Raw genomic sequence first — 24,862 nt, forward strand, 5'->3', positions numbered from 1 at the left:
ACATGACGACCGGCACGATCAATCCGGCACGCCCGGCCGAGCAGAGCGCGCGCCCGGCTTTGTCGCGCGCCAAACTCGCGGACAATGTCGATGTCGTCATCGAGACCTTCCTCGGCGGCGCCAACATGACCATCGGCGAACTCAACGCGCTCAACGCCGACGACGTCGTCACGCTCGACTGCCCGCTCAACGCCCTTGTGGAGCTTCGCGTCAACGGCGTCCCGATCGGCTGCGGCGAACTGGTCGCCGTCGGCGACAAGTTCGGCGTGCGCATCACGATGCTCGCGCCGTGACAGGTTCGACGCTCCAAGTGAATGCCTTCGCTGCCGGCGCGGCCGCGATCGCGGTGGGCGCCGGCGATTGCGCCCACGCGCTTTCGCTCGGCGGCGAGGTCGAGGTCCCCGTGATACGCCTCGTGCTCGGCTTCAGCCTTTGCGCCATGCTGGCGCTGATTGCGGCGCTTGCGCTCAGGCGCTTCATGAATGGCGGCTTCAAGCTGCCGCGACCGCTCGCGGGCGGCCTGCTCGGGAGAGCGGATCGCGAGGTGCGCGTGCACGAAACCCACCGCATCGGCGCGGCTTCCGAAGTAAGCCGGATCGGCTGGGGCGAGCGTGAATTTCTCATCGTCGTCACCCATGGCGCGGTATCGGTGCTGGACAGCAGAGCGGCGGCGGCGAACTCCGATGACGGCTAATGCGCGCATCTATGCGGCCGCGGTTTGGCCGCTCGCCGGATTGGCCGCACTTTCGCTCGCCTGCGGCGAAGCCTGGGCTGCGGGCGCGACTGGATCAGACACCTCTGTCGTGCGCACCGGCGTACTTCTGACCGCCCTTGCCTTCATTCCTGCGGTGTTCGTCTCGATGACGAGCTTTGTCCGCATCGCCGTCGTGCTCGCCATGGTGCGCCATGCGTTCGGCATGCCTGAGACGCCGCCCAATATCGTGCTGGTGAGCCTTGCGGTGCTGCTGACGAGCTTCGTCATGGCGCCGACCTTCGCTGCGGTGAACAGCGAAGCGATACGGCCGCTCATGGCGGGTGAGATCGGCGCAGAACAGGCGATCGAAGCTGGCGCCCGGCCGCTCAAGGCCTTCATGCTGGCCCAGGTTCGCGAAAATGACATCGCCTCGATCTACGCCATCGCCGGCGCGCCGCTGCCGCAAACGGCCGAGGAGGTCGATCTCATTAAGCTCGCGCCCGCCTTCATCCTCAACGAGCTGCGCGTTTCGTTCACGATCGGCTTCGTCATTCTGCTGCCGTTTCTTTTGATCGAACTGGTGGTCGCCTCGATTCTCCTGGCGCTCGGCATGATGATGGTGCCGCCGGCGACGATTTCCTTGCCGATCAAGCTTCTAATGTTCGTCCTCATCGATGGCTGGGCGCTCATCATTCAGGGCGTCGTCGGCAGCTTCCGGTGAGCGCCGTCGCGCCGGGCGCGGGGCTGGCGCTTCTGCGGCGCGAGGCGCTGGCGGAAGCCTCGCTCTGGCGCCGATTGCGGCTCGAACACGACAGGAGCTGCCGCGAACTCCTGTTCGATCGCCATCTGTCCTTCGCCCGCAAGATCGCGAACGGCGAATTCCGCCGCCGGCCCGCCTATGGCCTGGAGCGCCGCGATTTCGAACAGCTCGCCATTGGCGGACTGCTCGAATCGATCGACCGCTTCGACCCGATGCTGGGCCCGCCGTTCGAGGCTTTCGCGCGGCCGCGCATTCGCGGGGCGATCTCGGACGGGCTCGCGCGCTCGAGCGAAGCCGCCGCCCACTTCAGCTGGCGCAAGCGCACCGAGGCAGAGCGGCTTCGCTCGCTCACGCCGAGCGAGCGAAGCGGCGACGCCATGACTCAACTCGCGGAGATCGCATCGGGTCTCGCGCTGGGTCTTTTGGCCGAGAGCGCCGCCCGCTTGCTGGAGCAGCAGCCGGCGCGTGAGCTTGACGCCTATGAGAGCCTTGCTTGGCGCGAGCTTCAACTCAACATGCTGTCCGAGATGGAGCAGCTGCCGGCGGCGCAACGCACGGTGCTGCAGAAGCATTATCTGGATGGCGTCGAGTTCGCCGCGATCGCCGAACTCATGAACGTGAGCCGCGGCCGTATCTCGCAACTGCATCGCGCCGGGCTGATGGCGCTGCGCGAACGGCTGCGCTACAAGGAATAGGAGCGAACGATCATGTCTCGAACGGCCGACACCGATGTTCTGGAAGCGCTGGCGCGCGAGGTCGGCGCCGAACCGGCCGCGCAGCTGCCGCGGCTCGACGAATTGTTGCGGACCTACCCCGAGGACGCCAGGCTTCATTTCCTGCGCGGGTCGATCCTGATCGGCGAAGGCCGGCCGATCGAAGCGCATCAGTCGCTGACGCGCGCCGTCGCGCTCGCGCCCGACTTCGCGATCGCTCGTTTCCAGCTTGGCTTCTTTCAGCTCACGTCGGGCGAGGCGCAGGACGCGCTCGAAACCTGGGGCCGGCTCGATGCGCTTCCGGACGCTCACTATCTGCGCAAATTCGTCGATGGTCTGCGCTGCCTCATCCGCGACGATTTTCAGGGCGCCATCGAGGCGCTGCGCGCCGGCATCGCCCTCAATCAGGAAAACCCGCCGCTCAACCGGGACATGGAGCTCATCATCAACCAATGCGAGCCGCTGCTGAAAGCAGGCGGCGAAGACGACGGCGAGCCGGTGTCGGAGACCGCCTTCATCCTGCGCCAGTTTTCGCCGCGTGAGCTCTGAACGATGGCGCGGAAGAACGCCTCCTCATGACACGCGTCTCGAACACCGATCAGGTCTTGATCCTGTTGCGGGCGCAGCTTCAGCGCGCTGAACGCCAGCGCCGTCGCGAAGCGGGATCGGCGAGCGCAGGCCGAACCGCAGGCGCCGGACCGCTGCGGCGCCTGCAGGCCTTAGTCGGCGAAGGGGCGCTCTCCGACGAAGATCTGCCGCGCGCGCTGGTGACGGCCCTGCTCGCCGAGGATTTCGGCGCTGGCCTCGTCAACGAGAGCAAGTTCCAGGAGCTGGTCGACCAAGTCGGCGACCTGATCGAACGGGACGCCACGTGTTCGGCGCTGCTGCGCGCTTGCGTCGCGGCGATCCGCAGCGGCGCCCAACAGCAAGAGCGCCCTTAAGCATGCATCGCGAGCGCGTTCACGCATGCTACGACAGCGCGCGTTCCGTTCGCACGTCGCGCGCGCATCCATCGTTCTGATCTTCGCCAGCGAGCGCGGCCCGTTCACACCTTGCACACGAGGTGCGTGCATCTGCCCACACCGTGAATTTTGCGAAGCAGGGCAATCACTTCGCGCCCCTCGCACGCTGCGCTTTATCTTGAACTACACCCTGCTTCTTCTTTTTTGCTGCGTGCGAACCTGTGTTGCTAGCTTGCGCGTTCAGCGGAGCCGGCGCCCTCACCTGCGAGAAGCGACCTCGCGACTTCCAAGGCGATCTTGATCTCCTCCCGGTGATCACTACTCACCAGCGCCTCGTACTCAGCGACACTGAACACTTCGACATTTTGAGGAGTGGGAGACTCATCCCGACGCGATAACTCGAATCCGAGAACGGCCAGATCATCAACCAGTATACGATACACGTCCTCGAACTGCTCTGGGGTGGCGGTCAGAACGAGGAACACAGACCCTCCCTCGTAGAAAGTTCGAAGCGCGTCAAGAATGCGTCCATCCGAGGGGCGAGCGTTTGGCTGAAGGCGGCTGCCCCTGAGCTCCTCACGCAACGCTTCCGTTTCATCCAAGGTCATTTCATTAATCCAAAAACCCAGGGAACGCCGTGACCAAATTGCCGTAGCGATCCGTCAGCACGGTGAGGGTCGAAGTAGATCGGCCCGTCGACATGTCAGTGCCAATCTGCCTCCCGAGGGATACCTCACGCACATACCGTGGTCCGCGCGGGGTCTCAAGTATCCTGGATACTTGCGCCCCAACTACCTCCCTTGAAGTCAAGACATCACGGAGTTCGTCTTGCGTGATTCCGAACTGACTCTTGTTCTTATTCGGATTGAAATGTTCATTGACGAGATGGTTCCAACCACTGCGCTCAGCATGCGAACCGTTCCGTAGGTTGATCCTACTTTGCACCGGGCACGTCCAAGAAGCCGGCCCCTATTCGCCGGAAGTTCAGCCCATCGAGCGTGTCGTCGAGTCGACGCATCGCGCGTTGGAAAAGTTGGAATCCTCTCCGCGCCCCGAGAACAAGTCCGCCGACTAGAACAGCGCCGCTGGCCGCATAGAACAGACCTTGCGGGTCCTGCATGCCGGCCCGCCGCAACTGGCCTACCATCCAATCGGTCGCTCGGTTGACGCCAGTATTGATGATGTTGCCGAGCGGACTCGCCATGATGAAGCTGCTGGCCGCGAAAGCAACAGGGCCGGAAGCGATATCGAGTGCGAGCAAACCAAAGCGTGCGAGCGGATTGCTCTGTATGGCTTGGTCGATCGCGGCGCCCGTGCGTCCTACACCCTGTAAGATTTCGTAAACGTCCCTGACTAAGCCCGATGCAACGCTCCGTCCTCCAGATGCCCGCGCCTGCCGACTCGCCGTCACGATTATCGGAATCTGCTCGTCTGTCGGCATTTGTTGCAACGCCACGGCGATTTGAGCCGCCGTTTCATCGCCGGCCAGTACGCGGGTCACCCCGACAGCGGCCGCATTGGCCTCAAGAACCGTGCTCTGAGGATTCCTTTGGACGTCGCCGGCTTGCACGAACGCCGCTAGGGCCGAAGCTTCTGAGAGAGCCAATGCTTCCGGCGTCTGATCGAGTTCCAAGTCCTCCGCTATGAAGTTGGCCTGCTGGATGACTCCAGCAGCACCATACAGTTGCTCCGGCGAGAAATCCCCTGCGTGCGGGGCCGCAGACAATCGCTCAGCAATCGCCCTTCGCTCTCGCGCCTCACGCGCTTCACGCATCTCACCGGCTATTCCCCCGGCAATCGCCTCGCCAATAGTTTGCCCGATCACGTCGAGGAGCGAGTATCATCGTTCCTATTCAGCGAAGAGACGCGCCTCTCGCACCGTGAAAAATCGGCCGCCTGCCCGTTCGGAAAGATTCCCCGCGCACTCGCAGTAGACTCTCTTCCCCACATTTCGCCCGAGATTCTCATTCGAGAAAAATTCATTGAATTCTCGGAGGACGTTTTCATCCTCAAATTCAGCAACAATCACTTCGTTCATGTCGTTGACGGGAGACAGCGTATAGCCAGCGTCCATACTGAAAAACGCTAAGAACAATTGAGAACTGCTCTCGTTCATCTGCTGCGCGCTCCCTAATCCGTTGACATTAGCGCACGATGCCGTGGCGAGGCTAATAGCTGACATGGCTAGCACACTGATTGTGCGTTGCATCGCGACCCTCAATAACTGCTTGGCGGGCTATAAGTCGGCACTGGAACGTAAGGTTGCCTGGGAAGTGGCGTAGTATGGGTCCCATACCTAGCATCATGCGCCGAAAGTCGATTTAGGTAATCCTGATAATTTCGGTCAATGCGAGAGTTTGCTTCAGTCGCTGAGATCGCCGCCGCATTTACCCACGACACGACCGATCGTTCAGCCGCGAAATTTGAAGTAGCGCTCGAAAACGGCACGGTCGCGCCAGTCATTGGATTCACCGTATACGAGACCATGCCAACCGCTCTTTCGTAGGCGGCCTGCGTCCGATATGCATTCCGCTCCGTACGACGCACCTCGTCAATATTCGATGGTCCATTTTGCAGGGAATAGACTTGATTGTCGTACACGTGACGTCCTTCGTGGACGAGGAACCGGGCCAAGGACTCGATGTTCACCGAACCATCCGAGTAGAAGAGCGTGGGTGCCGACGGGTTGATCGTAATTGTACTTCTCCCGTTCTCCGTCTTCGCGCCACCTGCGGCGGTAGGCTGGTTTCGTATCGCTTCGAATCGATACTGGATACCCCCACTGCGGAGGGTGTCGATCGACGCCTGAAGGTCGGCGAGTTCTGCCGGGTTCAAGGTTGGATTGAGCGCTGCTCGCTCGATTTGAGCGATGGCGTCCGGAATTGCCGCCTCCAAACGCTCTGCTGCAGTTGGAATTTGCCTAAGAGCGTTGTAGCCCGGCGATCCCTCCAGGGCCCCATCAATGGGCGGCGGTGCCCCCAAGTCTGCTCCTGTACTCTGGGGCAAATCCACAACACCAGAGGTCACACCCTTGGGCGTGGGCTCAGCTTGTTGGGTTTTGCCTGTGTTAGGTGGGGCCGTCCTACTGGCGCCTCGGCCCGTCATACTGCCAGCTATAGCCTCGCCGATAGTCTGCCCGAGAGTTTTCGAACGAGACTCTAGACTCTCTCGCATTTGGTCGTGACGAGCTCGGAATGCGGGGGATCGTTTTGCCGAAAATCGGGAGAACTCACGTATTCTATCCTATAGAGCTGAGTCGGATCGATGCTCTCCGGGTGGCCATGATCGAACGGGCACGACGACAGCACGATGAGAAATATCGGCGCTTCCAGCCTGTCTTGAGGGCGCACTTCGTAAACGAAACGGGTCCACTGCGCCCCATAAGCGGACTCGCTGGCCCCCTCGGGAATCAACCGGAAAATGCGGCCGATAACGACCTGCGGCTCGCGGCGATCGGCAGATACGCAGGCCGAAAGCACCAGCAACGTCGCGCAGGCAAGCCATCCATGCCAGGTTCTCACTCGCATCCGGGGACGCTCCGCTAGAGGCCCAAAGGCTTCCATATGTTTCTAACAACCGAATTGAACGGTCCCCAGTCTGCCAGGGTATGGGCGACAACGCCACCGCCGGAAACGGGCGCGCGTGTAGTGGTCGCGGTCCCGGCGAGGCGGCGCCCCAGCTCCCATCCCACCCGCTGCTGACGCGCATTGGCGGTTACATCGGCTGGATTATCGTAGAAGCTGTAGTCGTCTGGCCTCGGGGTCGCGTCCGTCGGAATCCTTATTCCCCTCTCGATTCCAATGACGTTGGAATTTTCCGCCGTGGTGTGAAAATACTCATGGAATAGATTGAAGCCGTAGGCGCTTGCTCTATTGTTAACGCCCGCCCGGTAGACGTGAATGACGGATTGGGCGCCCACTCCAAGCTGCTCCATCGACGCCACCGCGCCATCTGCTGTTACCAAGTTCGTCCTCGGCATGATGATTATACGGCCGGAATTGAAAGCGGTCCTCATGTCGGACGCCGCGCCTTGCATGCGGACAGAGCCATTGGCGTTGGCATAGGACTCAAAACGCGACAGCGCGATTGCGGTCCTGGCCATCCCATCATAGAACCGCTCGCGATAGCGGAACATCTGCCGCACATCCCGCTCCGCCCTGCGCGCTATCGACCTGTCGGCAGATGAGTAATTCACTGATCTGTTGCCCGACGCCCTGGCAACTACGAGGTTGACAAGCGCCGCGTCGGGTGATGTCGCGCCATAATGGTTGAGCGCGAGCAGAGCGGCTCCCCGGGTATCGCCCAGCCCCACTACCGACTTGACGGCCCGATCTGTGGCGAGTTGGGTGAGCGCTGGATTGTTGCGATCGGCGGAATACGCATCTCTGATTGCGTCGTTGTAGTAGCCGAAATCGTAGGACACGTTCAGGTCGCCCGATTGCACCGCCGCCACGATGCCTGCGCGCGACTGCGCTATTTCGGCAGCCGTCGCGGGGTTCGCCTCAAGGTATTGCTCGAAGGACGGATCCATGACGATCCGCCCATCCGAATCCACGACATGCCCCGTCATGGCGGTGAACGAATCGAGGATCGGTTGACGCGTCGTAGGATCGCCAGCCAGCACTTCGCCGGCAGTCGGCAAGCCATATTCAAGTCCTGCGTATTGACCCTCTTCAGCCACACGCGCTTCGCGTCTGCGGTCGGCGCTGCGGTTTATTCCCCCGGCTATCGCTTCCCCAATTGTCTGTCCTATCAAGTTCGGCAGCGCCGCCAGAACGTTGTCACCGAAGTCGCTGCCTTCGATCAGCGAACGTGCGCCCGCATCGGCGACGAGCTGCGCCATGCTCGCCATGCGCAGATTGGTCTGGGTGGCTGGTACATTGATCTCGACCGGCCCTTTGACGCCATCGATCACGGCTCTGTGGGCGGCGCCGGGTAAATGTCGAGATGCAAAGTCGAACGCCACAGCACCGACGCCGGCGGCGGCGACGCCTGCCCACGAGAACTTGTCCTGAGCGCCGATTATGCGGCCGATGCCCTGCGTGACCGCGTTGTTGGCTGCGCCCGCCACGAACGTCTGCGACCAGCCGGGGAATTTGGAGGCGATCGACTCGCCGATCCCGCTCGCCCCGACGCCGCCGCCGATGGCGGCCATCGCCACAGCGTTCCAGGAGAACTGGTCCTGAATTCCCGTCGCGACGCCGACCATCTGACTTGCGATCGAGCCAGCCGCCCCTGCAGCCGCGCCTCCTGCGACAGCCGCCGCCGCCGTGCCCTTGCCAAAAATACCCGCGAAGAATTTCGCCGTTGCGCCTTTTGTCATCGCGGTCACAGCAATCGCGATGATGACCAATAGCACCTGTCCGAACACGCCGCAGTTGTTCTTCTTCGGCGGCTTGGGCCTTGTTGGCGCGGTGTCGCCCAAGACCTCGGTCGGATCGTAGGGGCTGAAGGTCGAGGCGCTGTGAGTGTTCTTCATCACGCCTTGCGGCACGATGAGCGTCTGGCCTTCGATCAGCGCCGACTGGCCGGAGAGGCCGTTCGCGTCGGCGATCTTGTACCAGAGCGATGAATCGCCCCAGAGAGTGGCGGCGATCGATTGCAGGGTGTCGCCGCCGCGCACGGTGTAAACGCCGGTCGATGAGCCTTGGTAGTATGAATTGATCGGCGACAGCGATTGGTCGAAGTCGGCGTGGGCAACGCTGGCGCTCGAGCCGTTGCGGAAAGGACCGGAGCCTGTACCGGCGGCTCGCTCTGTGGTCGAGGCGCGATAGTCGATGTCGCTGGTGCCGTTATTGCCGACATAGCCGAGCTGCTTGCCGGCGAAGCGATACCAGAATTCGTGCGGATCGCCGGTGGTGTGGGAATCGCTCTCATCGCGCCGGATCACCTGACCGTTGAGATCGCTCTTGAACGTTGCGGTGCGCGGCCCGCCCGCCATCATGCTGAACAGGCTGAAGCGGCGGCCGCCGAACAATGTGCGCCCATCGATGATCGCCGCCTGCGTCATCTGCAGCTGGCCCCCGACGGTGGCGTAGCTGTAGGTCGAAGTGTTGATCTGGTTTCCGCCATCGCCAGTGTCGGAATCGTAGGCGACAGCGCTCTGCACAGCGCCGTCGGCCCAGACATAGGTGTTGGTCGTGAGCGTCGTCTTTTCGGGGCTACCGTTCTTCCAATTGTCGGTTTCGATCGACAGAGCGGCGCCCAGCGCGTAGCTGGATCCGGTTCCGTAATCGTACGTCGACTCGGATGTGAAAACGTCGGAGCCCTGGCGCGTGCTGCCCTCGTCGCTGATCACCTGGCTTTTGGCGTTATAGGTGAGCTCGCGGCTATAGAACACCTGCGTCCCGGACATGCCGCCGTAATCGGTCTGGCTCGTCATCCGGCCCATGGCGTCATAGACGAATGCGCCGCGCACGGTTGCGCCCGACACCCCGCTCGGCCCGTAATATGTGTAATAGGGGTGGTCGATCTCGTAATAGCCTTCGCTCACCTTCACTTGGGTGAGCCGGCCGCCATTGTCGTAAATGTAGTACTCGACGTGTTCGTTGGTGAACGGCACCTGGTAGTGGTCGCCCGGGACCTCCGGGTCGTTGTACATGTATTGGTCTTCAAAAGTGCGATACATCGACACGCGCTGCCCGGCCGCGTCGTAAGTGAAGTCGGCGCCATGCTCCCCGCGCACGATAGTCGTTCCGACGAGCTCTCCCTTCTGCGTCACGACGCGGTTCATCGCGTCATAGCGGTACCAGTAATCCTGTGTCGAAGCGTTCGCAGCGAACGCGCCATGGGAATCCACAACGCGATAGGATGCGAGCGAACGGCGGATATTGCCGTTGGCGTCATACTCGTAGTTGAGGGAGGCCGCGGGCGTATAGGCGCTGCCGGCTTCGCTCCACGAGACCAGCCGCCCGAGCGCATCATAGGACGCGGTCGCGTTTTGCCATTGTTCGGCGCCCGCGGTCAGTTGCTGGACAGTGACGTTGCCGAGCTTGTCGTACCCGTAGCTCGCCGTGCGCGTGACGCCCGCTGTAGTCGAAGAAGAGCTCGCCGCGCGGCCGGTGTTGAAATAGCTGTAGCTGATGGCGTCTCCGCCCGACCGCTGGGTCAGCCGCCCTGCCTTGTCGTAGCTGAAATCGCTGCCGAGGCTCGCCATGTTGACGTGCTGCACCGTGCGGCCGAAGGCGTCGGTCTTATCGGTGACGCTCTTGCCGTTGGCGTAGGTGGTGGTCTGCGTCCAGCCGCCGAACACGCCCATGCCTGCGGTCGAGGTCGTTCCTGACCAGGCGTAGGCGTACGTGGTTTGATCGCCGCCCATCGCGACCTGCGCGACGATGCGGCCCTGATGGTCGTATTGGGTAGTCTGCGCATTTGCGAGGCCGAGGAAGTTATTCCAGTGGGCGGTCCGCTGGCCGAGTCCGTCAAAGGCATATGATTCGGTATAGTTCGTCGCGCCGCCGGTCAGCGTCCACGGCCGGACGATTTCGACAAGCCGGCCCATCGCGTCGAAATTCTGCAGCGTGACACGGTCGAGTTGATCAGTGAGTTTTCGCGCATCGCCATGAACGTCATAGCCGATGTGGCTTTCGCCCCCGTCAGGGGCGAGCGTATAGGTGACGAGCGCTTCAGCGCCGCCATAGCCAGAGCCGGCGAGCAACCTCATCTGCGTCAGGTTGCCGTTGGCGTCGCGGTGCGCGACGAGGCGGCCGCTGGCGTCATAGTAGCGATGTTCGGTCGGGCGATAATTGCTGGTGACGACGCCGGTGGCGCCCGTGATCGAAACCGTCGGGCTCTCGGTTTTGATCACCCGGCCCATGGTGTTGTAGCTGTAGTCGAACCGCGCGCCGGCGGCATTGATCTCGTACGCCACTTCGCCGAAGGCGTTGTAGGCGCGGGTGGTGACGAGGTCGTCAGACGTGGTCGCGTTGCGCTGGCGCTTGGGCTCCAGCACTTCGGTCGCCTGGTTGCGCGCATCGTACTTCGTAATGGTGGCGACGACGCCGCTCACATTCGTTGTCGCGATATCGGCGGGCGCCGACCAGAGCGCCAACACCTCGTCCAGCGTGTCGAGGCCGGCAGCGGCGAAATCGGCGCCGGCCGAGGCGAGCGCGAGCGTCTGATTGCCCGCCGCGTCGTACATGAAGTATTTCCAGACGCCGTCGCCGGCGTTGGTCCGCTGCAATCGGCCGGCCGCGTCGTATTCGAAGCTCTCGGCGTAAACGCCGTTGGTCCCGCGCGCGGACACCTCGCCGAAGGCGTTGTACTGCGTATGGGTCGTATCGATCGCCTCGCCGCCGGTGACCGCCGCATTGCGCGTCCAGCTCGTCGTACTGCCGCTCGGGCGCAGCAGCATGCCCTGCGCGACGACGCGGCCTTCAAGATCGTAGTCCGAGCCGATCGCTTCGTTGCGCACTGCGCCCGAGCTCAAGTCGAGGCGATTATATTCCTCGCGCGTTACCCGTCCGGCGACGTCGTAAAAGTAGTGACGCGTGAAATCGCCCGCGTCCTGCATGCGCAGCAGCCGGCCGCCTATGCCGTACTCATAAGTAGTGACGCGGTCGGCAAGGCTCCCGGCGCCGAGCTGACGCAGTTCGGTCAGGTTGCCGAGCGCGTCGTAAGCGTAATCGAGCGTGGGCCGCACCGCCGCGCCGAGATGATCGACGAACGCGGCGCGTTCTTCCTTCCGCAGCCTGCCGGCGTCGTCATAGGTGTAATCGGTCCGCTCGCCGCTCGCCTCGACCTTCGCCAGGACCTGGCCGAGCGCGTTGTATTCATACGTAATGACCGAATCGACCAGAACCGTGCCGAGCCCGGTTTCGGCCCATGTCGAGGGGCCGGCGGCGGAGAGCTCGAACTGCGGCCGGGTGACGAACATCCAGCTGTCCGCGCCGCTGATCGTCGCGTGCTTGCGGACGATGAGGGAAGCGCTCACCGCGCTCGCCGGCGCCTCACCCTCGACCCAGATGCGCTTGTAGCCCGAAAGCGATTGCCCGCCCGCGGCCTCGGCTTCGTTCCAGGCCTCTGGCCCAGCGCCGTGCGCCGTCGAGATGACCTGGCCCGAGGCGTCGCGCCAGGCGATGCAGATTTCGACATGGGCGCGATGGGCGCCCGTATAAGCCGAGAACGTATAGGTCTCGCCTGGCGTCACCGACACCATCTGTCCGAGATCGTAGACCGAGCCCGCCTCAGCATCCGATTGCTGGACCACGAACGTGCTCTGATCGCCGCTTGCGAGCCATTGGGCGCCGGCGATCGCGTTGGCGCCATGGATATGCGCGCCGTTTGCGTCATCGGTCCAGAAATACCAGCCAGGCACGCCGCCCGATTCATAAGCGGCGGTGCTGGAAAAAGCCTGTTTGGGATAACCGCCCGGATTCTGCAGCCGGTTGAAGGAGGCGTGAACGGCAACGTTCAAGCGCCGTTCGGTCAGCCTGCGGCCCATCCGGTCGTAGCTGAACGCGGTGATGCGGTCATCGCTCGACGGCGCGGGCGCTGCGGGCGCCGCGGACCCGAACGTCGGCGCAGCCGATTGCAGCGCGTGGCGCGTTTCCATAAGCACGTTGCCGTCGGCGTCATAGCTCCAGTCGCTGCGATAGAGCGCGGCGTCGATCTGCGTCGTCTTGCGGTTCAGCCGGTCGAACCAGGCGTAGCTCTCCCCGCCCCGGGCGTCGATCGTGCGCACGACATTGCCGCGCGCGTCGTAATCGTAGCTGGTCGTGAGGTCCTGCGCGCCAATCGCGAATCCGGCGTCCATTTCCGCGGTCTTCACATCGGGAACGGTGCGCGACACCATGCGATTGAGCGCGTCGTAAACCAAGAGTTCGCGTCTATAGGCGCCGCTCGGCTCGCCGGGCGGTTCGCCGGTGGCGTTCGCCGGCAAGACGAGCTGGTTCGCATAGACCCGGGTCTGGGTCACATTGCCGTTCTTGTCGTAGAAGCGCCGCGTCAGCGTTCCGGATGCGCTAAGCTGATGCGTCAGCCGGTTGAGCGCGTCGTACCAATAGAGCGTGCGCGCGCCGGCGGCGTCGCGCTTTTCTATGAGATTGCCGTTCTTGTCGTAGTGGAACGTCTCGGTCGGCGTCGCGCTCGTGAGCGCCGCGGTCGAGGAGGCGGCCACGCTCTGGGCGTCGTGGACGATGCGGATCAGGCGGTCGAGCTTGTCGTACTCGTAGCGCGTCGTGCGCAGCGCCGTCTGCGTCAGCGCGTCGTAACCCTCGATTTTCTTCAGGAGATTGCCGCGATCGTCGTACTCGAACGTGTTGACGATGGTCTCTGTTGCGGCGCCGGCAAGCTCGACCGTCTTCGTCTCTTTGACCACGAGGCCGCGCCCGTTATAGACATAGGCCGTCTCGCCCTGCGCCTTGTTGACGACGCTGAGGCGTTCGCCGTGGGCGTTCAGCGCATAGCTTTCGGTCTTGTTCTCGGCGTCGGTCGTCGCCGTCACACGCCCGAGCAGGTCGTAGGCGAAGGTGGTTTTGGCGTCATGCAGCGCGTCGGCGCTCGGCGGCGCGTACTCGCCTCCGGGCGCGGGCGCGGCGGCCTTGGCGCTGTAACGGACGATCTCGGCGAGTTCGCCGAAGGCGTTGTAGGCGCTCGCCGTGGCGTGGCGCTCGGCGTCAACCGTGAGCGTCACGCGGCCAAGCTTGTCGTAGACATAGTGGGTGACGGCGTCGAGATCGTGCGGCGTCAACGTGGGCTTGGCCGCTGTCGTGGGCGCGCTCGTCTCGGCGTAGTGGCGCGTGACCGAGGCCGCCTCGCCGAAGGCGTTGTAGAGCGTCGCTGTTGCGTAGTTTTTCGCGTCGACGGCCAGCGTCAGGCGGCCCAACTGATCGAAATAGGCAAAACTCTCATGGCCGCGGGCGTCGGTCGTCTTGACGGCGTGAAAGGCGTCATAGGCGATCGTCGTCACGACCGCTTCGCCGTCGACCGTTATCGAGGTGCTCTCCAGGCGTCCCAGCTTGTCGTAGCCGAAGGTTTTCACATTGCCGTTCGGATCGGTGACGGTCGCCAGATTGCCGAGCCCGTCATAGCTGTAGAGCGTCTCCGCGGCCGGACCGGCTTCGCCGATCGCCGTCACCTCATCGGTGCCTGCGGACCAGATGAGGCCCGCGCTGGCGGGCGCTTGCCCCTTCTCCAGCGTAAAGGCGCCCTCATTGTCGATCCTGATGAAGCTCGCCCCGACGTGCTCGCCCTCGGTGCCGGAGGACCAGAGCGCGACGCTGGGTTGGCCCTGGACGTCGCGATAGAGCACGAGATCGCCGTCGCTCTGCGCCGTCAGGCGATAGCTCGCGCCGGCGACCACTTCGCGCGTGTCGGTGGTCCAGATCCGTTCGCCCTTGTGATAGATTTCGAACTCGCCGAAATTCGTCACCAAAGCCGCGTATTCGCCGTTCTGGGAGGTGATGCGCTGTCCGGCGTTGAGCTGGGTCGCGGTCTCGCCCAGCGACTGCATATAGCTCGCAGCGCTGGTGTAGCGCACTTCCTTGGTCTTGCGCCCGGCGAGATCGTACTGGCTGAAGACGGTGCGGCTGTTGTCGGCCCAGCTGCCGGTGATCTCCCAGCCTAGGAGGCCGTTGGCGAGATAACCCCAGAGCTGGAAGCTTCCGGTCGGATCGATGATATAATCGACCCGGCCCATATAATCGTAATGGGTCTGCGTCAGCCGCGAGGCGCCCTTGTTGGCGTAGTGAACGTCGAGCAGCGTGGTCGCGTCGCCAGCCGTGACATGTTCTTCCCAGCGGCGCTCGCCGATGACGCGGCCTTCGCCGTCGTGATCGAACTGAGTGACATAGCCTTCGCCGTCGACGACGAAGCGCAGGTCGCCGCGGCTGTTAAAGTAGTTGCGCGTGGTGCGCGCGCCCGCGCCGTTGGCGCTGCTCCAAGCGTCAAGATGCGACTCCCATTGAGCGGCGTCCGCCGGCATGGACGTCGACTTGATGACGGCGTAGCGCGTCGTGCTGACGACGCGGCCGGCGGCGTCATAACCCAGACGCGTCACCGCACCGGCCGCGTCGATGCTGTAGCGGAGCTGCGCGCGGTCGTTATAAACGTTGTAGCCAATCCGGGTCTCGCCGCTCAGCAGCGCGACCGCGGCCTTGGCGCCGGCATAGTCCGAACTCGTCAGCGCGGACGCAAGCGGGGCGGCGTAGACGATCGTCTTGCGCACGAGCCCGGTCGCCAGTCCGGCCGTCAGCCCGTCCCAGTAGACGTATTCCGTCACGTGATTGAGTGCGTCGATGCTGTAGCGCAGCAGGCCCTGCCCGTCATAGACCCAGCGTTTGGAGACGTCCTTCTGCGCGTCAGCGAGCCCGGATTTCAGCGCTTCGAAACTGCCGGCGGCGCGCAGGCCCGCCGTAGTTTCGCCGGCATAGGCGATCTCCTGGATCTTGCGCCCGGCCCCGTCGTAGACGATTTCGCTGAGATAGCCTTCGCCGTTGAGCGCGCCGACGATACGTCCGGCGCGGTCGTAGAACGTGCGCGTCAGCGCGTCCTTGGCCGCGTCCGCGGTCGGCAGGATGAGTGTTGTCGGCGGGGCGGTCTTGAAGCCGTTGACCTGGCTCGCGGAAAGCTTGTTGACATAGCCGTAGGTCGAAACCAGACGGCCGGACTGGTCATAGGCGTAGCTCACGACCGAGCCGTCGCCCTGGATGGTCTCGATCACGCGTCCTGCGGCGTCATAGACCGAGAATTGCCAGATGTCGCCTTGAGCACTCGCGGCCGGGAGCACCGAGACGGCCCCGTTCTGCGGATTGGCCGTCACCTCCACTTCGCTGAACGGATTGTCGAGCAAAGCGAGATGGGTCCCGCTCACCAGATTGCCGCGTCGCACCGTCGCCGTGACGCGCCCGGCGGCGTCGTACCGGTACTCGACCATCTCGCCCAGATGGCCGATCTCGGCGACCTTGAAGCCGGCCTTGTCGTAGATGAAATAGCTCTTGAGCCCGGAGGCGTCGGTGACGCGGCGGAGCTGGCCGTTCTTGTCGTAGAGATAGTGCGCCGCGCCCCCTTGCACCAACGTGTTGCTGGCGTCGACGTCGGAGCGAGAGATGAGCTCGCCCGCCTTGTTGAACACAGAGACGCTGGTGTAGCTCACGCCGGTGGCGAGCGTGACGACCGCCTTGGTCGAGATCTCGGCGCTCGCCGTTCCATTGCCGTCCGTGAACGTGATCGCGGTGACCGCGCCGTTGAGATCGGTTGCGAGGGTCTGGCGCCCGAGCGCGTCATAGAGGAAAGCTTGCCCCTGCTGCGCCCCGGTCTTGCTGAGCAGCAAGCGACCGTGCTGATCGTAGACGTATTGCCGGTGCGAGAAACCTTCGGCCGCGCCGGCGCCCGCATCGCCGTCGCCGATTCCGAGCCCCGTGGATGCGCTGGCCGCGTCATAGGCGTAGGTGTGCCGGAGATTGCCGCGGGCGTCATACTCGAAGCGGGTGACCGCCGCGCTCGAGCGGTCGACCAGATTGTTCCGCCAATCGTCCATGGCCGCGAGCGTCGGCAGCTCGGATCCGATTGCGTAGACGTGCGCGGGCGCCGTGTAGACGGTGGTGCGCGCCAGCAGCCCTTCCGAGCCGAACGAAGCCTGAGTCGTGTAAGTGTGCTCGGTGACCTCGCCTTCGGCGTTGATCACATAGCGAAGGTGGCCTTCACCGTCATAGACATAGCGCGTGTGCTGCGGCGCCTGCCAGTAAGCCGTTCCAGGGCCGCCGCCGATCGTGGTCTCCCGCAGCAGCCGGTTGCTGTAAACGGCCGAGGCGCTGAGCGGCAGCGTGCGTCCCTCCCCCGCCCCCGCGAACGTCCAGTGCTCCTCGCCCCAATCGGCCATCGAGCGTCCTGTCGAGGCGATGTTCTGCTGATAATAGGCGAGCAGATCGCCATTGCTCGGATGCTGGACATAGGCGGCATAATCGGCGCCGATGTCGTAGACGCGATAAGTTGTGACCCCGGTCGGATCGGTGACGCGAATGAGATTGCCGCGCGGGTCATAGAGATAGCCGGTCACGGCGCCGGCCCCGTCGGTCACGCTTGTCACCGCATCCTTGTCGCCGGCGTCATAGGCGAAATATCGCGAGATCGAAGTTGCCCCCTCGACCCGCGGCGGCTCGATGATCTCGATAATCTGCCCGTCGGCGTTGGAGCGGATTTTCGTCACCTGCAGCCGCGCATCGGTGATCTCGGTGCGGGTAACGCCGCCGGCTTCGCTGTGATAGGCGATCGTGGTGACGCGGGACTCGGTCGCTGAAACCGTCTGTTGGAGACTGATCACGCGGCCGGAGCTGTCGTAGCCGACGAGCAGTTTGGCGCCGTCCTTCTGCTCCACTGAGGCGATGCGGCTCGAGGCGCCGTCATAGGCGTACTTGATCCAGTAGGTGTCTTGGTCGCTGACCGCGTCGTCATGCGGCGAGAAATCGACGATGACCTGCTCCAGCCGATCGGAGCTGTCATAGAGATAGCGGGTGCGGGTGGGCGTGAACGCCTCCACCGCCGTGGTCTCGAGATCGTCATAGCCGGTGACGATGGCGACGATATTCGCGCCGCTCCAGGAGTACTCGACATAGGCGCCGTCGTGCGTGGTCACACGCGTCAGTTTGGTCGCGTCGTTCGGATCGTACTGGAATGTGAGCGTGTTGCCGTCGTCGTCGCTCTGGGTCTTGATGCGCCAGACGCCGGTCTCGGCGGCGTGATAGGTTTCGCTGATCCGCCCGCCGCCCTCGCGCCAGGTCCAGACGCCGTTGGCGTAGCTCAGCCGCTCGTGCGCGCCCGCCCCGTCCTTGGCGACATAGACCGCCCCGTCCCAAAGATAGGTGACGAGGGACCCGTCTGCCGAGAGCCGCTTCACCGACACGCCGGCGACATGCTCGACGATGCGCCGGTCGCTCGATTGGCGCCACAGATCGCCATTGTCGTCATGATCGGTGTGGCCAAGGCTATTATACGTCCGCGCCACCGCAGCGTCCGGGCCGAGACCGGCCAGAAACTCGTCCTGGCGCTGCAGGACGAGATTGCCGGTCGCGGCGTTGACGAAGACGTTCTCGCCGCCGCGGCCGAGGCTCGATGAACCCAACAGCCCCTGACGCCCAAGCGCCGCCGCAGAGCCCCGCTCGAAGCCCGTTCCCAGCCCTGTGAAGAAAGCCGCCACCTGGACATCCCCGCTCGGGTGAACGAGGCGCCGCTCACCCTTCATGAGGCTCTAGTCGGCGGATCACGCAGATTGTTTAGGTCAGAACCGAAAAAAATTCTTCATTCGGTCGCTGCGAGCGTAGACTGATCGGTGCGCGCGCTCTGCGCCGAGAGGCAAGGCCTTGGCTGTGCGAACGTCGGCTGAGCCATCCCGCGGCGACAGTCGGGGCGGACGAACAAACAGCGAAGCGGCTCCGGCCTCGCCCTATTATCATGTCGCGATGATTACAGTCCCGCCGTTCGTCGACGCTCGCGTCCGACCGATCGGCAGGGCCCAAGCTTCATGCAGCGCACTGGCGGAAGCGCAATTCTCCCAAGTTAGCGCCACTTCTTCCTTCCCGCCTCGCGCATGGCCTCGTCGAACTCGCTCGGCGGGATGAATTCCTCCCTGAACCAGGGATTGACAGCGGGATCGAACACCCGCTTCAGCCAGTCGATGGTCTCGCGCACGCGCGGCAGCTGGCCGCGCTCGCGGTCGAAGACGAGCCAGAAGCGGATGCGGGCGAGCTCGCCGACATCGAGCATGACGAGGCGGGGCTCGATTCTGGCGACATAGGTCGGCATCGAGGCGACTCCGCCGCCGCACGCCGTCAGCGCGACCAGGGCGGTGCCGCAATCGGTGCGCACGGAAAAGTCCAGAATGTCCTGCAGCGCGCTCTGCTTTGGGCGCCAGCGTTCGGGCTGGGAGATATAGCCCGTATGCATCAGCATCCGGTGCTGGAACGCTTCGCCTATGTCTTTGGGGCCGCCATAGAGGTCGAGATAGGTCTGGGCGGCAAACGCGGCGTGATGGAGCCAGCCGAGCGGGATGGCGACATCCTCCATGCGCTTGGTCTCGTGAAACTGAATCGCGATATCGGCCGGCGCCTCGCTCTCCTGCTGTTTCGACCGCAACAGCAATTGAATGCTGGGAAAGACCCGGTGGAGCTGCGGCACGCTCGGGGCGATGAAATAGGAGAGCATCGCATCCGGGCAGCTGATCGAGACCTCGCCCGCGGGCTCGCGGTCGCGCATCGCCACTTCCTGGGTGATGTGCTGGACCGAACGGGCCATCGCCGCAGCCTGTGAAGCGACGAAGCGGCCTTCCTCGGTGAGTTCGATCCCGCTGTTCGACCGCAGCGCCAGCGTCGCGCCGAGGCGCCGCTCGAGTTCGGCCAGCCGCTTCGACACGGTCGGCTGCGTCGTCTGCAGCCGCTGGGCCGCCTTGTTGAGGCTGCGCTCCTCGGCGACCGCGAGGAAGAAATGAAGGTCCGCCCAATCGAGCTGCTGGCTGGCGGCAATCGGCTTCTTGTTTTCCGGAATAGCCATTCTTCCAAAACCGCCGAAGCGCGAGGCGTCCTCTTCTCCCAAGCTCGCGCCAGAGTTTTCAGCAAGGGGGGCCTCGCATGCAAGCTCAATCGGAGCGAGGGTGCGCGAGCGCTCTGCAAATACGCGCCTTTCTCGTCGGCCAGGGCTTTGGCGCCTGCGACAGCGACGGCGACATCGCCGCCTTCCGAGCGCTCGCCCAGCGGCTGCTTCCGGTCGAGGTGGCGCCGCTCGCCACGCTCAAAGCCGTGCAGGCGCGCACCGGCCACAGCCTCTTTCTTCGCGAGACCGATGACGCCGCAGGGTTCATCGCCTTCTTTGCGCTGTCGCCGCGCGGCGAGCGGGCGCTGGTCGCTCGCGCCCCGCTCGAGCCCGACTGGGCCGAGCCGTTCGGCGCGGCGAGCCGGAGCGGTTATGTCTGGGGCCTCGGCGGAGACACCAGGCGCGCGCAATTTGCGGTGCTGCGCGCGCTTGCCGGCATGCGCAAGCGCTTCTTTGCCCATGTTGGACTCTACGCGCGCGCGACGTCGAGCGGGGGCGAGCGCGCCATGAAGGGTTTTGGCTACGCCACTCCCATCGACGCCGCCACTGGCCTTTATTATGCGCCGCCACTGAAGGCGCTGGCGGCCGCGTCATGACTCATTGCGACGCCGCGCTGCCGCTTCTCTATAGCGGCCCGCCCGCAAATCATGTCGAGATCGACATTGTCCGCGATCTCGACGGGCTGGTGCGCGTCTTCGCGTTGCGCGCCCTCATCTATATGGGCGAACAGCGCTGCCCGTTCGACGAAGAGTTCGACGGCAACGATCTTGCCGCTTCGACCCATCTCATCGCCAGGATCGACGGCGAGCCGGTCGGGACGTTGCGCCTTCGCTGGTTCGCCGACTTCGTCAAGATCGAACGCGTCGCGGTCAAGTCCGAGCACCGCGGCGGCGCGGTGGTGCGCTCCCTGTTCGGCGAGGCGGTGCGACTTGCGAGCCGGCGCGGCTACAAACGCGCGATCGGGCACATCCAGGCGCGGCTCGCCCCATTCTGGCTGCGCCTTGGCTTCGCCCCCCGCCCGGGACGCGAGCGGTTTTATTTCTCTGACCACGAATATATCGAAGTTGAAGGCCGCATGGATCCCCACCCGGAGGCGCTCTCGGCCGACACGACCCCGCTCGTGCTGCTGCGTCCTGAAGGACGCTGGGATGCGCCCGGCCCGCTCGATCGATCCTCTGCACGGCCGGCGACCAATCCGTGCTGACCGCGCCGCTCCTCGTTTGCCTCGACGTGCAGCGCGCTTTCGTCGAGCCGGGGCGTTTCCACGCCGCGAGTGGGACGCGCGCGCTGATGCACGGCCGGCGCCTGCTCGCCTACGCCCGCGAACGGCGCTGGCGCATCGCCCATTGCCTGCTGCGCCCGTTCGCTGCGCCCGTGTCGATGACGGTGCAGTCGGCGCGGCCGGTGCATGGCTTCGAGCCGCTGACGCGCGAGATGGTGTTCGAGCGCGAAAGCCTTTCGGCCTACGGCCACGAGGAATTCGACCGCCTGATGGCGAGCGCCGACGCGGGCGCGATGGTGACCGGCCTCAGCACTTCGCTTTCCCTGCTCGCGACCTCGATTGACGCATTCGAGCGCGGCCATCGCCTCATCCTTCCGGGCGAGGCGCTCGCGGGACCGTCCGGAATCGAGGCGGGCGCGCCGGCGCACGAAGCGGTGGCGCGCGATATCGCGCGCTTCCTCGGCTTTTCCGTCAGCGCGGCCGAGACCGCGCCCATGCAGGCCCATCCGGCCTTGGAAGCGATTGTCGCAAGCAAGGAGACGCGAGAATGAGTACGATCCCCTTCATCCATCAAAATGACCGCAAGATCCTGACGGTCGTCAGCGAGATTCTGGCTTACGCTGCCCGCGAACTCGCCGATCTGCGCGCAAGCCAGCCTGAACTCAGCGCCGCCGTCGAGAGCGCGCACCGCATTTCAACAGCACTTGTCGGCGCGGCGGACGATGCGGACGCGGCTGCTCGGCGCGAAGCCTCGATCTGATCTCGGCGCCGACGACGATGGACACGCCCGCTGCGCCTATTCCGCCCTTCATCGCCCCGCCCGCGCGGCAGCTGCCGTTCTGGCGCGCTCTTGCAGCGATGCGCGACAATCCGATCGCCGGCTGGCCGCAGGCGATCTACGAGCAGCCGGTCTACCTCCCGCCGCGGCGCGACTTTCGTCTGCTTTACCTGTGCGAGCCGACGGCGTTGCGCACGGTTTTGGTGGACAACGCCGCCGACTTCACGAAATCCCCGGTCTGGATGGGGCTGCTGAAGCCGCTGCTCGGCGAAGGCCTGCTCACGGCGGAAGCCGAGAGCTGGCGCTGGCAGCGTCAGGCGGCGGCGCCTGCGTTCCAGCCGCGGCGCGTCGAGGCGTGCGCCGAGGCAATCGGCGCGGCGGCCGACCGCGCGGTTTCGCGATGGGAGAGCGAAGCAGCGAGCGCTGTTCGCGACATCGGCGCCGAACTCAATACCATCACCTTCGAGGTCATTCTCGACGCCATGTTCGGCGGGCGCGGCGAAGTCGATTCTGCCGGCATGAGCCAAGCCTTCAGCGCCTATCTCGAGGCCCTCGGCCGCCCCAGTCTCTTCGATCTATTCGGCGCGCCGCAATGGCTGAAGCGCTTCACCGCGCCAGCCGCGCACGAGGCGGCGGCGTACTTGCGCCGATCGGTCGGCGAGATGATCGAATGCCGACGCCGCTCGCCTCGGCGCGGCGATCTTTATGACGCCCTCGCCGAAGCTCGCGACGCCAAGACCGGGCGCGCGATGAGCGATGGCGAACTTTGCGACAACCTGCTGACGTTCCTGGCCGGCGGACACGAGACGACGGCGCTTGCGCTCACCTGGTCAATTTTCCTAGTTGCGATCTACCCGGAGGTTCAGGCGCGCATACGTGCGGAAGTCGACGCCGTCGCGGGCGAGAAGGCCATTTGCGCCAACACAGCGGGCGAGCTTCGCTTCACCCGCCAGGTCATTCAAGAGACGATGCGGCTCTATCCCCCGCTCCCGGCGCTGTCGCGCGTCGCCAAACGCGCGGGCGCGCTCGCCGGCGAGGAGGTGCGGCGCGGCGACGTCGTCATCGTCCCGATCTATGCGCTGCATCGCCACCGGCTCTACTGGGACAATCCAGACGCCTTTGATCCTTCGCGCTTCGCCGGCGGCGCCGGCGGCCGGCGCTATCACTATATGCCGTTCGGCGCGGGCCAACGGGTATGTATCGGCGCGGCGTTCGCCATGCTCGAAGCGACCATTCTATTGGCTGCGCTTGTGCGCCGCGCGCAGTTTACGGCGATTGCGCCGGACTTGGTGCGTCCGAAGCTGCGCCTCGCACTGCGCCCGGAAGGGCCGCTCGCCGTGGAGGTCAAGATCCTGCCGGGCGAGCGGAGGCGATCGGCCGCCTGATGCGCGAGCCGGCGCTTCGTGTGCGTCTTAGTCCGCGCCCTCGTCGATGACGCGCACGATTTCCAGCACTTGGCGGCGCAGCTTGGCCGTGCGCAGCCCCGCGTAACGGCGCACGAGCTCGCGCGCGCCGGGTGTCGAGAGCGCCTCGCTGAACACGGCGCCCGAAGCGCTTTTGACGGCGCCTTTGAACCCGGCAAAGAAATCGGTGATCGGCAGGTCGAGCGCGCACGAGATGTCGAACAGACGGCTCGCGGCGATGCGATTGGCGCCTTTTTCGTATTTCTGCACCTGCTGGAAAGTGACGCCGAGGAGTTCGGCCAGCCGCTCCTGGCTCATGCCGATCTCGAGCCGGCGCGCGCGCACGCGCTCGCCGATCTTCTTGTCCATGGCGTTGGCCGCCCGCTCATCAGTCAATGCAACCCCCGCAAGACATCCGCCACAATTTGCGCCAGCGCCGCCTCATCAATCAAGGCGCGACGAAGGTCGCCTGCGAGGGCCGGTCCGAAGCCGAATGCGGGGCGCAGTCGGCCGCGCGCCCAAGCGCTCGTTGCTACAACCTGGTGTTGCGCCGGGCGCTGGTCTAGTGTGCCCACGGGGCCCGCGCATGCGGTTTGACCCAAACGGGGAAAGTCATGAAGCGCATCGCCACAACGGCCGCGCGCACTCTTGTGGCCCTCGCGCTCGCGGGCTGCGCCGGCGCCGGCGCGCCGGCGCGATCGACCTCGCCGCAGGCGAACGCGATCGGCGCAGTCGAGCAGACCTCCGTCGACGTCTGGATGCTGGATATCGGCCAGGGCTCGTGCGTCGTCGTCGACTGTCCCGGGCGCCTCATCGTTTTCGATTGCGGCAGCAGTGGAGGAAGCTCCAACGAACTGACGCGCAACAACACCGAAGCCGCCACAGCTTGGGTGCGCGAGCGCGCGCGCGCCGCGGGCGCGCTCACCGTGCTCGTCTCTCACGCCGACGCGGACCATTACAATCTCATTGCCGAAGCGGCGCCCGCGGAGTTGACGGACCGGGTGCTGCTTGCCGATCCGCTGCATATGCACGGCGCGGCGTTCGTGGAATGGACATCGAACCTTCGCGGCGGCGAAGACGCCGTGCTCGAATTTACGGCGAACGCTTTCAGCCCCGCGGATTCCGATCTCCAATGCGGAAACGCGCGCGCCGACGCGCTGATCGCCAACTTGGCTGGCAGCGCTCAAACCAACCCGCACAGCGCCGTCGTCGCGCTCAGCTTTGGAGATACGAGTGTGGTTTTGCCGGGCGATGCGCACGGAGCGACGGAGCGGGCCGCCATCGCTGCGATGAGCAGCCTTCCCCACCTCTCCAGCAATCAGACGGTGCTGATCGGATCGCATCACGGCGCGGGCACAGAAGGCAGCAACAGTCAGGAATGGATCGGCGCCTGGCGTCTGCAGGGCGCCATTTTCAGCATGCGGCCGACGAGCTATCAGCATCCGACCTGCGAGGTGGTCAGGCGATTTGACGCCGCCATGAACCAGCGGCTTGCGCCGCACGAAGTGACCTGCGACGGCGAGGAGGCGCACCAAACCCGCGACCGCATTCTCACAACGCACGACAACGGCCACATGCTGGTGCGCCTGCGCGGCGATCGGCTCAGCATCTATTGCCAGCGGCGAACGCCGGGTTGCGCCGGCCGGCTGCCGGCGGCGGCGCGCCTGCCAGGCCGAACCGCTCCCACTGCCTGAGCGACACGCGAAAGTGCGCCATACGCGCGAGCGAGTTTGCGAATTGACGCCTCAAGCATCGCTCTTTGCGTGTCGGCATGAACGCGCTCAACGTCACCGCCGCGGAGAAGATCAA

The 24,862-nt window shown here is 64.6% G+C and carries 20 protein-coding genes; 12 read left to right on the forward strand and 8 right to left on the reverse strand.

The genetic code is table 11. The features are described from left to right. The first annotated feature begins 2 nt into the window (after positions 1 to 2). From VEA80_RS00835 to VEA80_RS00860, 6 genes are read left to right on the forward strand one after another with little or no spacing between them, the layout of a single operon-like run. Positions 3 to 293 carry a FliM/FliN family flagellar motor switch protein gene (locus VEA80_RS00835; protein WP_325058784.1) on the forward strand — a complete coding sequence of 97 codons (291 nt, stop codon included), beginning with the start codon at positions 3 to 5 and terminating at the stop codon, positions 291 to 293. Next, complete coding sequence (locus VEA80_RS00840; protein ID WP_325058785.1) at positions 290 to 694, forward strand: hypothetical protein; 405 nt, start codon at positions 290 to 292, stop codon at positions 692 to 694. Before VEA80_RS00835 ends, VEA80_RS00840 begins: the two co-directional genes overlap by 4 nt. Continuing rightward, complete coding sequence (gene fliP / locus VEA80_RS00845) at positions 684 to 1,415, forward strand: flagellar type III secretion system pore protein FliP (RefSeq protein WP_325058786.1); 732 nt, start codon at positions 684 to 686, stop codon at positions 1,413 to 1,415. The genes VEA80_RS00840 and fliP overlap by 11 nt, the downstream gene beginning before the upstream one ends. Next, positions 1,412 to 2,149 carry a sigma-70 family RNA polymerase sigma factor gene (locus VEA80_RS00850; RefSeq protein WP_325058787.1) on the forward strand — a complete coding sequence of 246 codons (738 nt, stop codon included), beginning with the start codon at positions 1,412 to 1,414 and terminating at the stop codon, positions 2,147 to 2,149. Before fliP ends, VEA80_RS00850 begins: the two co-directional genes overlap by 4 nt. Before the next feature lie 12 nt (positions 2,150 to 2,161). Further along, positions 2,162 to 2,716, forward strand: coding sequence for a hypothetical protein (locus VEA80_RS00855; protein ID WP_325058788.1), 555 nt, complete (start codon positions 2,162 to 2,164; stop codon positions 2,714 to 2,716). Positions 2,717 to 2,742: 26 nt separating this feature from the next. After that, positions 2,743 to 3,108: a hypothetical protein gene (locus VEA80_RS00860; protein WP_325058789.1), complete on the forward strand. Its 366-nt coding sequence runs from the start codon at positions 2,743 to 2,745 to the stop codon at positions 3,106 to 3,108. Positions 3,109 to 3,356: 248 nt separating this feature from the next. On the opposite strand, the gene VEA80_RS00865 is transcribed toward VEA80_RS00860, so the two are convergent. The 7 genes from VEA80_RS00865 to VEA80_RS00895 form a co-directional block, all read right to left on the reverse strand. Further along, the gene (locus VEA80_RS00865) at positions 3,357 to 3,737 is read right to left on the reverse strand and encodes a hypothetical protein (RefSeq protein ID WP_325058790.1); all 381 of its coding nucleotides are present in this window, start codon (positions 3,735 to 3,737) and stop codon (positions 3,357 to 3,359) included. Between the two features lie 326 nt (positions 3,738 to 4,063). Continuing rightward, positions 4,064 to 4,954 carry a hypothetical protein gene (locus tag VEA80_RS00870; RefSeq protein WP_325058791.1) on the reverse strand — a complete coding sequence of 297 codons (891 nt, stop codon included), beginning with the start codon at positions 4,952 to 4,954 and terminating at the stop codon, positions 4,064 to 4,066. 24 nt (positions 4,955 to 4,978) lie between these two features. Then, positions 4,979 to 5,338: a hypothetical protein gene (locus VEA80_RS00875; RefSeq protein ID WP_325058792.1), complete on the reverse strand. Its 360-nt coding sequence runs from the start codon at positions 5,336 to 5,338 to the stop codon at positions 4,979 to 4,981. A gap of 8 nt (positions 5,339 to 5,346) precedes the next feature. Next, complete coding sequence (locus VEA80_RS00880; RefSeq protein WP_325058793.1) at positions 5,347 to 6,111, reverse strand: hypothetical protein; 765 nt, start codon at positions 6,109 to 6,111, stop codon at positions 5,347 to 5,349. Between the two features lie 176 nt (positions 6,112 to 6,287). Continuing rightward, complete coding sequence (locus VEA80_RS00885) at positions 6,288 to 6,614, reverse strand: hypothetical protein (protein ID WP_325058794.1); 327 nt, start codon at positions 6,612 to 6,614, stop codon at positions 6,288 to 6,290. Between the two features lie 56 nt (positions 6,615 to 6,670). Then, a complete protein-coding gene (locus VEA80_RS00890) occupies positions 6,671 to 18,262 on the reverse strand; it encodes a LysM peptidoglycan-binding domain-containing protein (RefSeq protein ID WP_325058795.1) in 11,592 nt (3,863 codons plus the stop codon). A gap of 359 nt (positions 18,263 to 18,621) precedes the next feature. Then, a complete protein-coding gene (locus tag VEA80_RS00895; RefSeq protein ID WP_325058796.1) occupies positions 18,622 to 19,611 on the reverse strand; it encodes a LysR family transcriptional regulator in 990 nt (329 codons plus the stop codon). Between the two features lie 77 nt (positions 19,612 to 19,688). Here VEA80_RS00895 and VEA80_RS00900 point away from each other — a divergent pair, with 77 nt between their 5' ends. Genes VEA80_RS00900 through VEA80_RS00920 form a run of 5 tightly spaced genes read left to right on the forward strand, consistent with a single transcriptional unit; the run spans position 19,689 to position 23,035 of the window. Next, complete coding sequence (locus VEA80_RS00900; RefSeq protein WP_325058797.1) at positions 19,689 to 20,246, forward strand: hypothetical protein; 558 nt, start codon at positions 19,689 to 19,691, stop codon at positions 20,244 to 20,246. Continuing rightward, a complete protein-coding gene (locus VEA80_RS00905) occupies positions 20,243 to 20,854 on the forward strand; it encodes a GNAT family N-acetyltransferase (RefSeq protein ID WP_325058798.1) in 612 nt (203 codons plus the stop codon). Before VEA80_RS00900 ends, VEA80_RS00905 begins: the two co-directional genes overlap by 4 nt. Beyond that, the gene (locus VEA80_RS00910) at positions 20,848 to 21,423 is read left to right on the forward strand and encodes an isochorismatase family protein (RefSeq protein ID WP_325058799.1); all 576 of its coding nucleotides are present in this window, start codon (positions 20,848 to 20,850) and stop codon (positions 21,421 to 21,423) included. Before VEA80_RS00905 ends, VEA80_RS00910 begins: the two co-directional genes overlap by 7 nt. Then, on the forward strand, positions 21,420 to 21,632 hold the full coding sequence (locus VEA80_RS00915) for a hypothetical protein (protein ID WP_325058800.1): 213 nt from the start codon (positions 21,420 to 21,422) through the stop codon (positions 21,630 to 21,632). Before VEA80_RS00910 ends, VEA80_RS00915 begins: the two co-directional genes overlap by 4 nt. 17 nt (positions 21,633 to 21,649) lie before the next feature. Beyond that, the gene (locus VEA80_RS00920) at positions 21,650 to 23,035 is read left to right on the forward strand and encodes a cytochrome P450 (protein WP_325058801.1); all 1,386 of its coding nucleotides are present in this window, start codon (positions 21,650 to 21,652) and stop codon (positions 23,033 to 23,035) included. A 27-nt stretch (positions 23,036 to 23,062) separates the two neighbouring features. Here the strand turns inward: VEA80_RS00920 and VEA80_RS00925 are convergent, their stop codons facing one another. Continuing rightward, positions 23,063 to 23,422 carry a helix-turn-helix transcriptional regulator gene (locus VEA80_RS00925; RefSeq protein ID WP_325058802.1) on the reverse strand — a complete coding sequence of 120 codons (360 nt, stop codon included), beginning with the start codon at positions 23,420 to 23,422 and terminating at the stop codon, positions 23,063 to 23,065. 245 nt (positions 23,423 to 23,667) lie between these two features. Here VEA80_RS00925 and VEA80_RS00930 point away from each other — a divergent pair, with 245 nt between their 5' ends. Next, positions 23,668 to 24,747: a ComEC/Rec2 family competence protein gene (locus VEA80_RS00930; protein ID WP_325058803.1), complete on the forward strand. Its 1,080-nt coding sequence runs from the start codon at positions 23,668 to 23,670 to the stop codon at positions 24,745 to 24,747. Positions 24,748 to 24,862: the final 115 nt, after the last annotated feature.

The sequence above is a fragment of the Vitreimonas sp. genome, from assembly GCF_035627415.1.
In the GTDB taxonomy this organism is placed as follows: Bacteria; Pseudomonadota; Alphaproteobacteria; order Caulobacterales; family Aquidulcibacteraceae; genus Vitreimonas.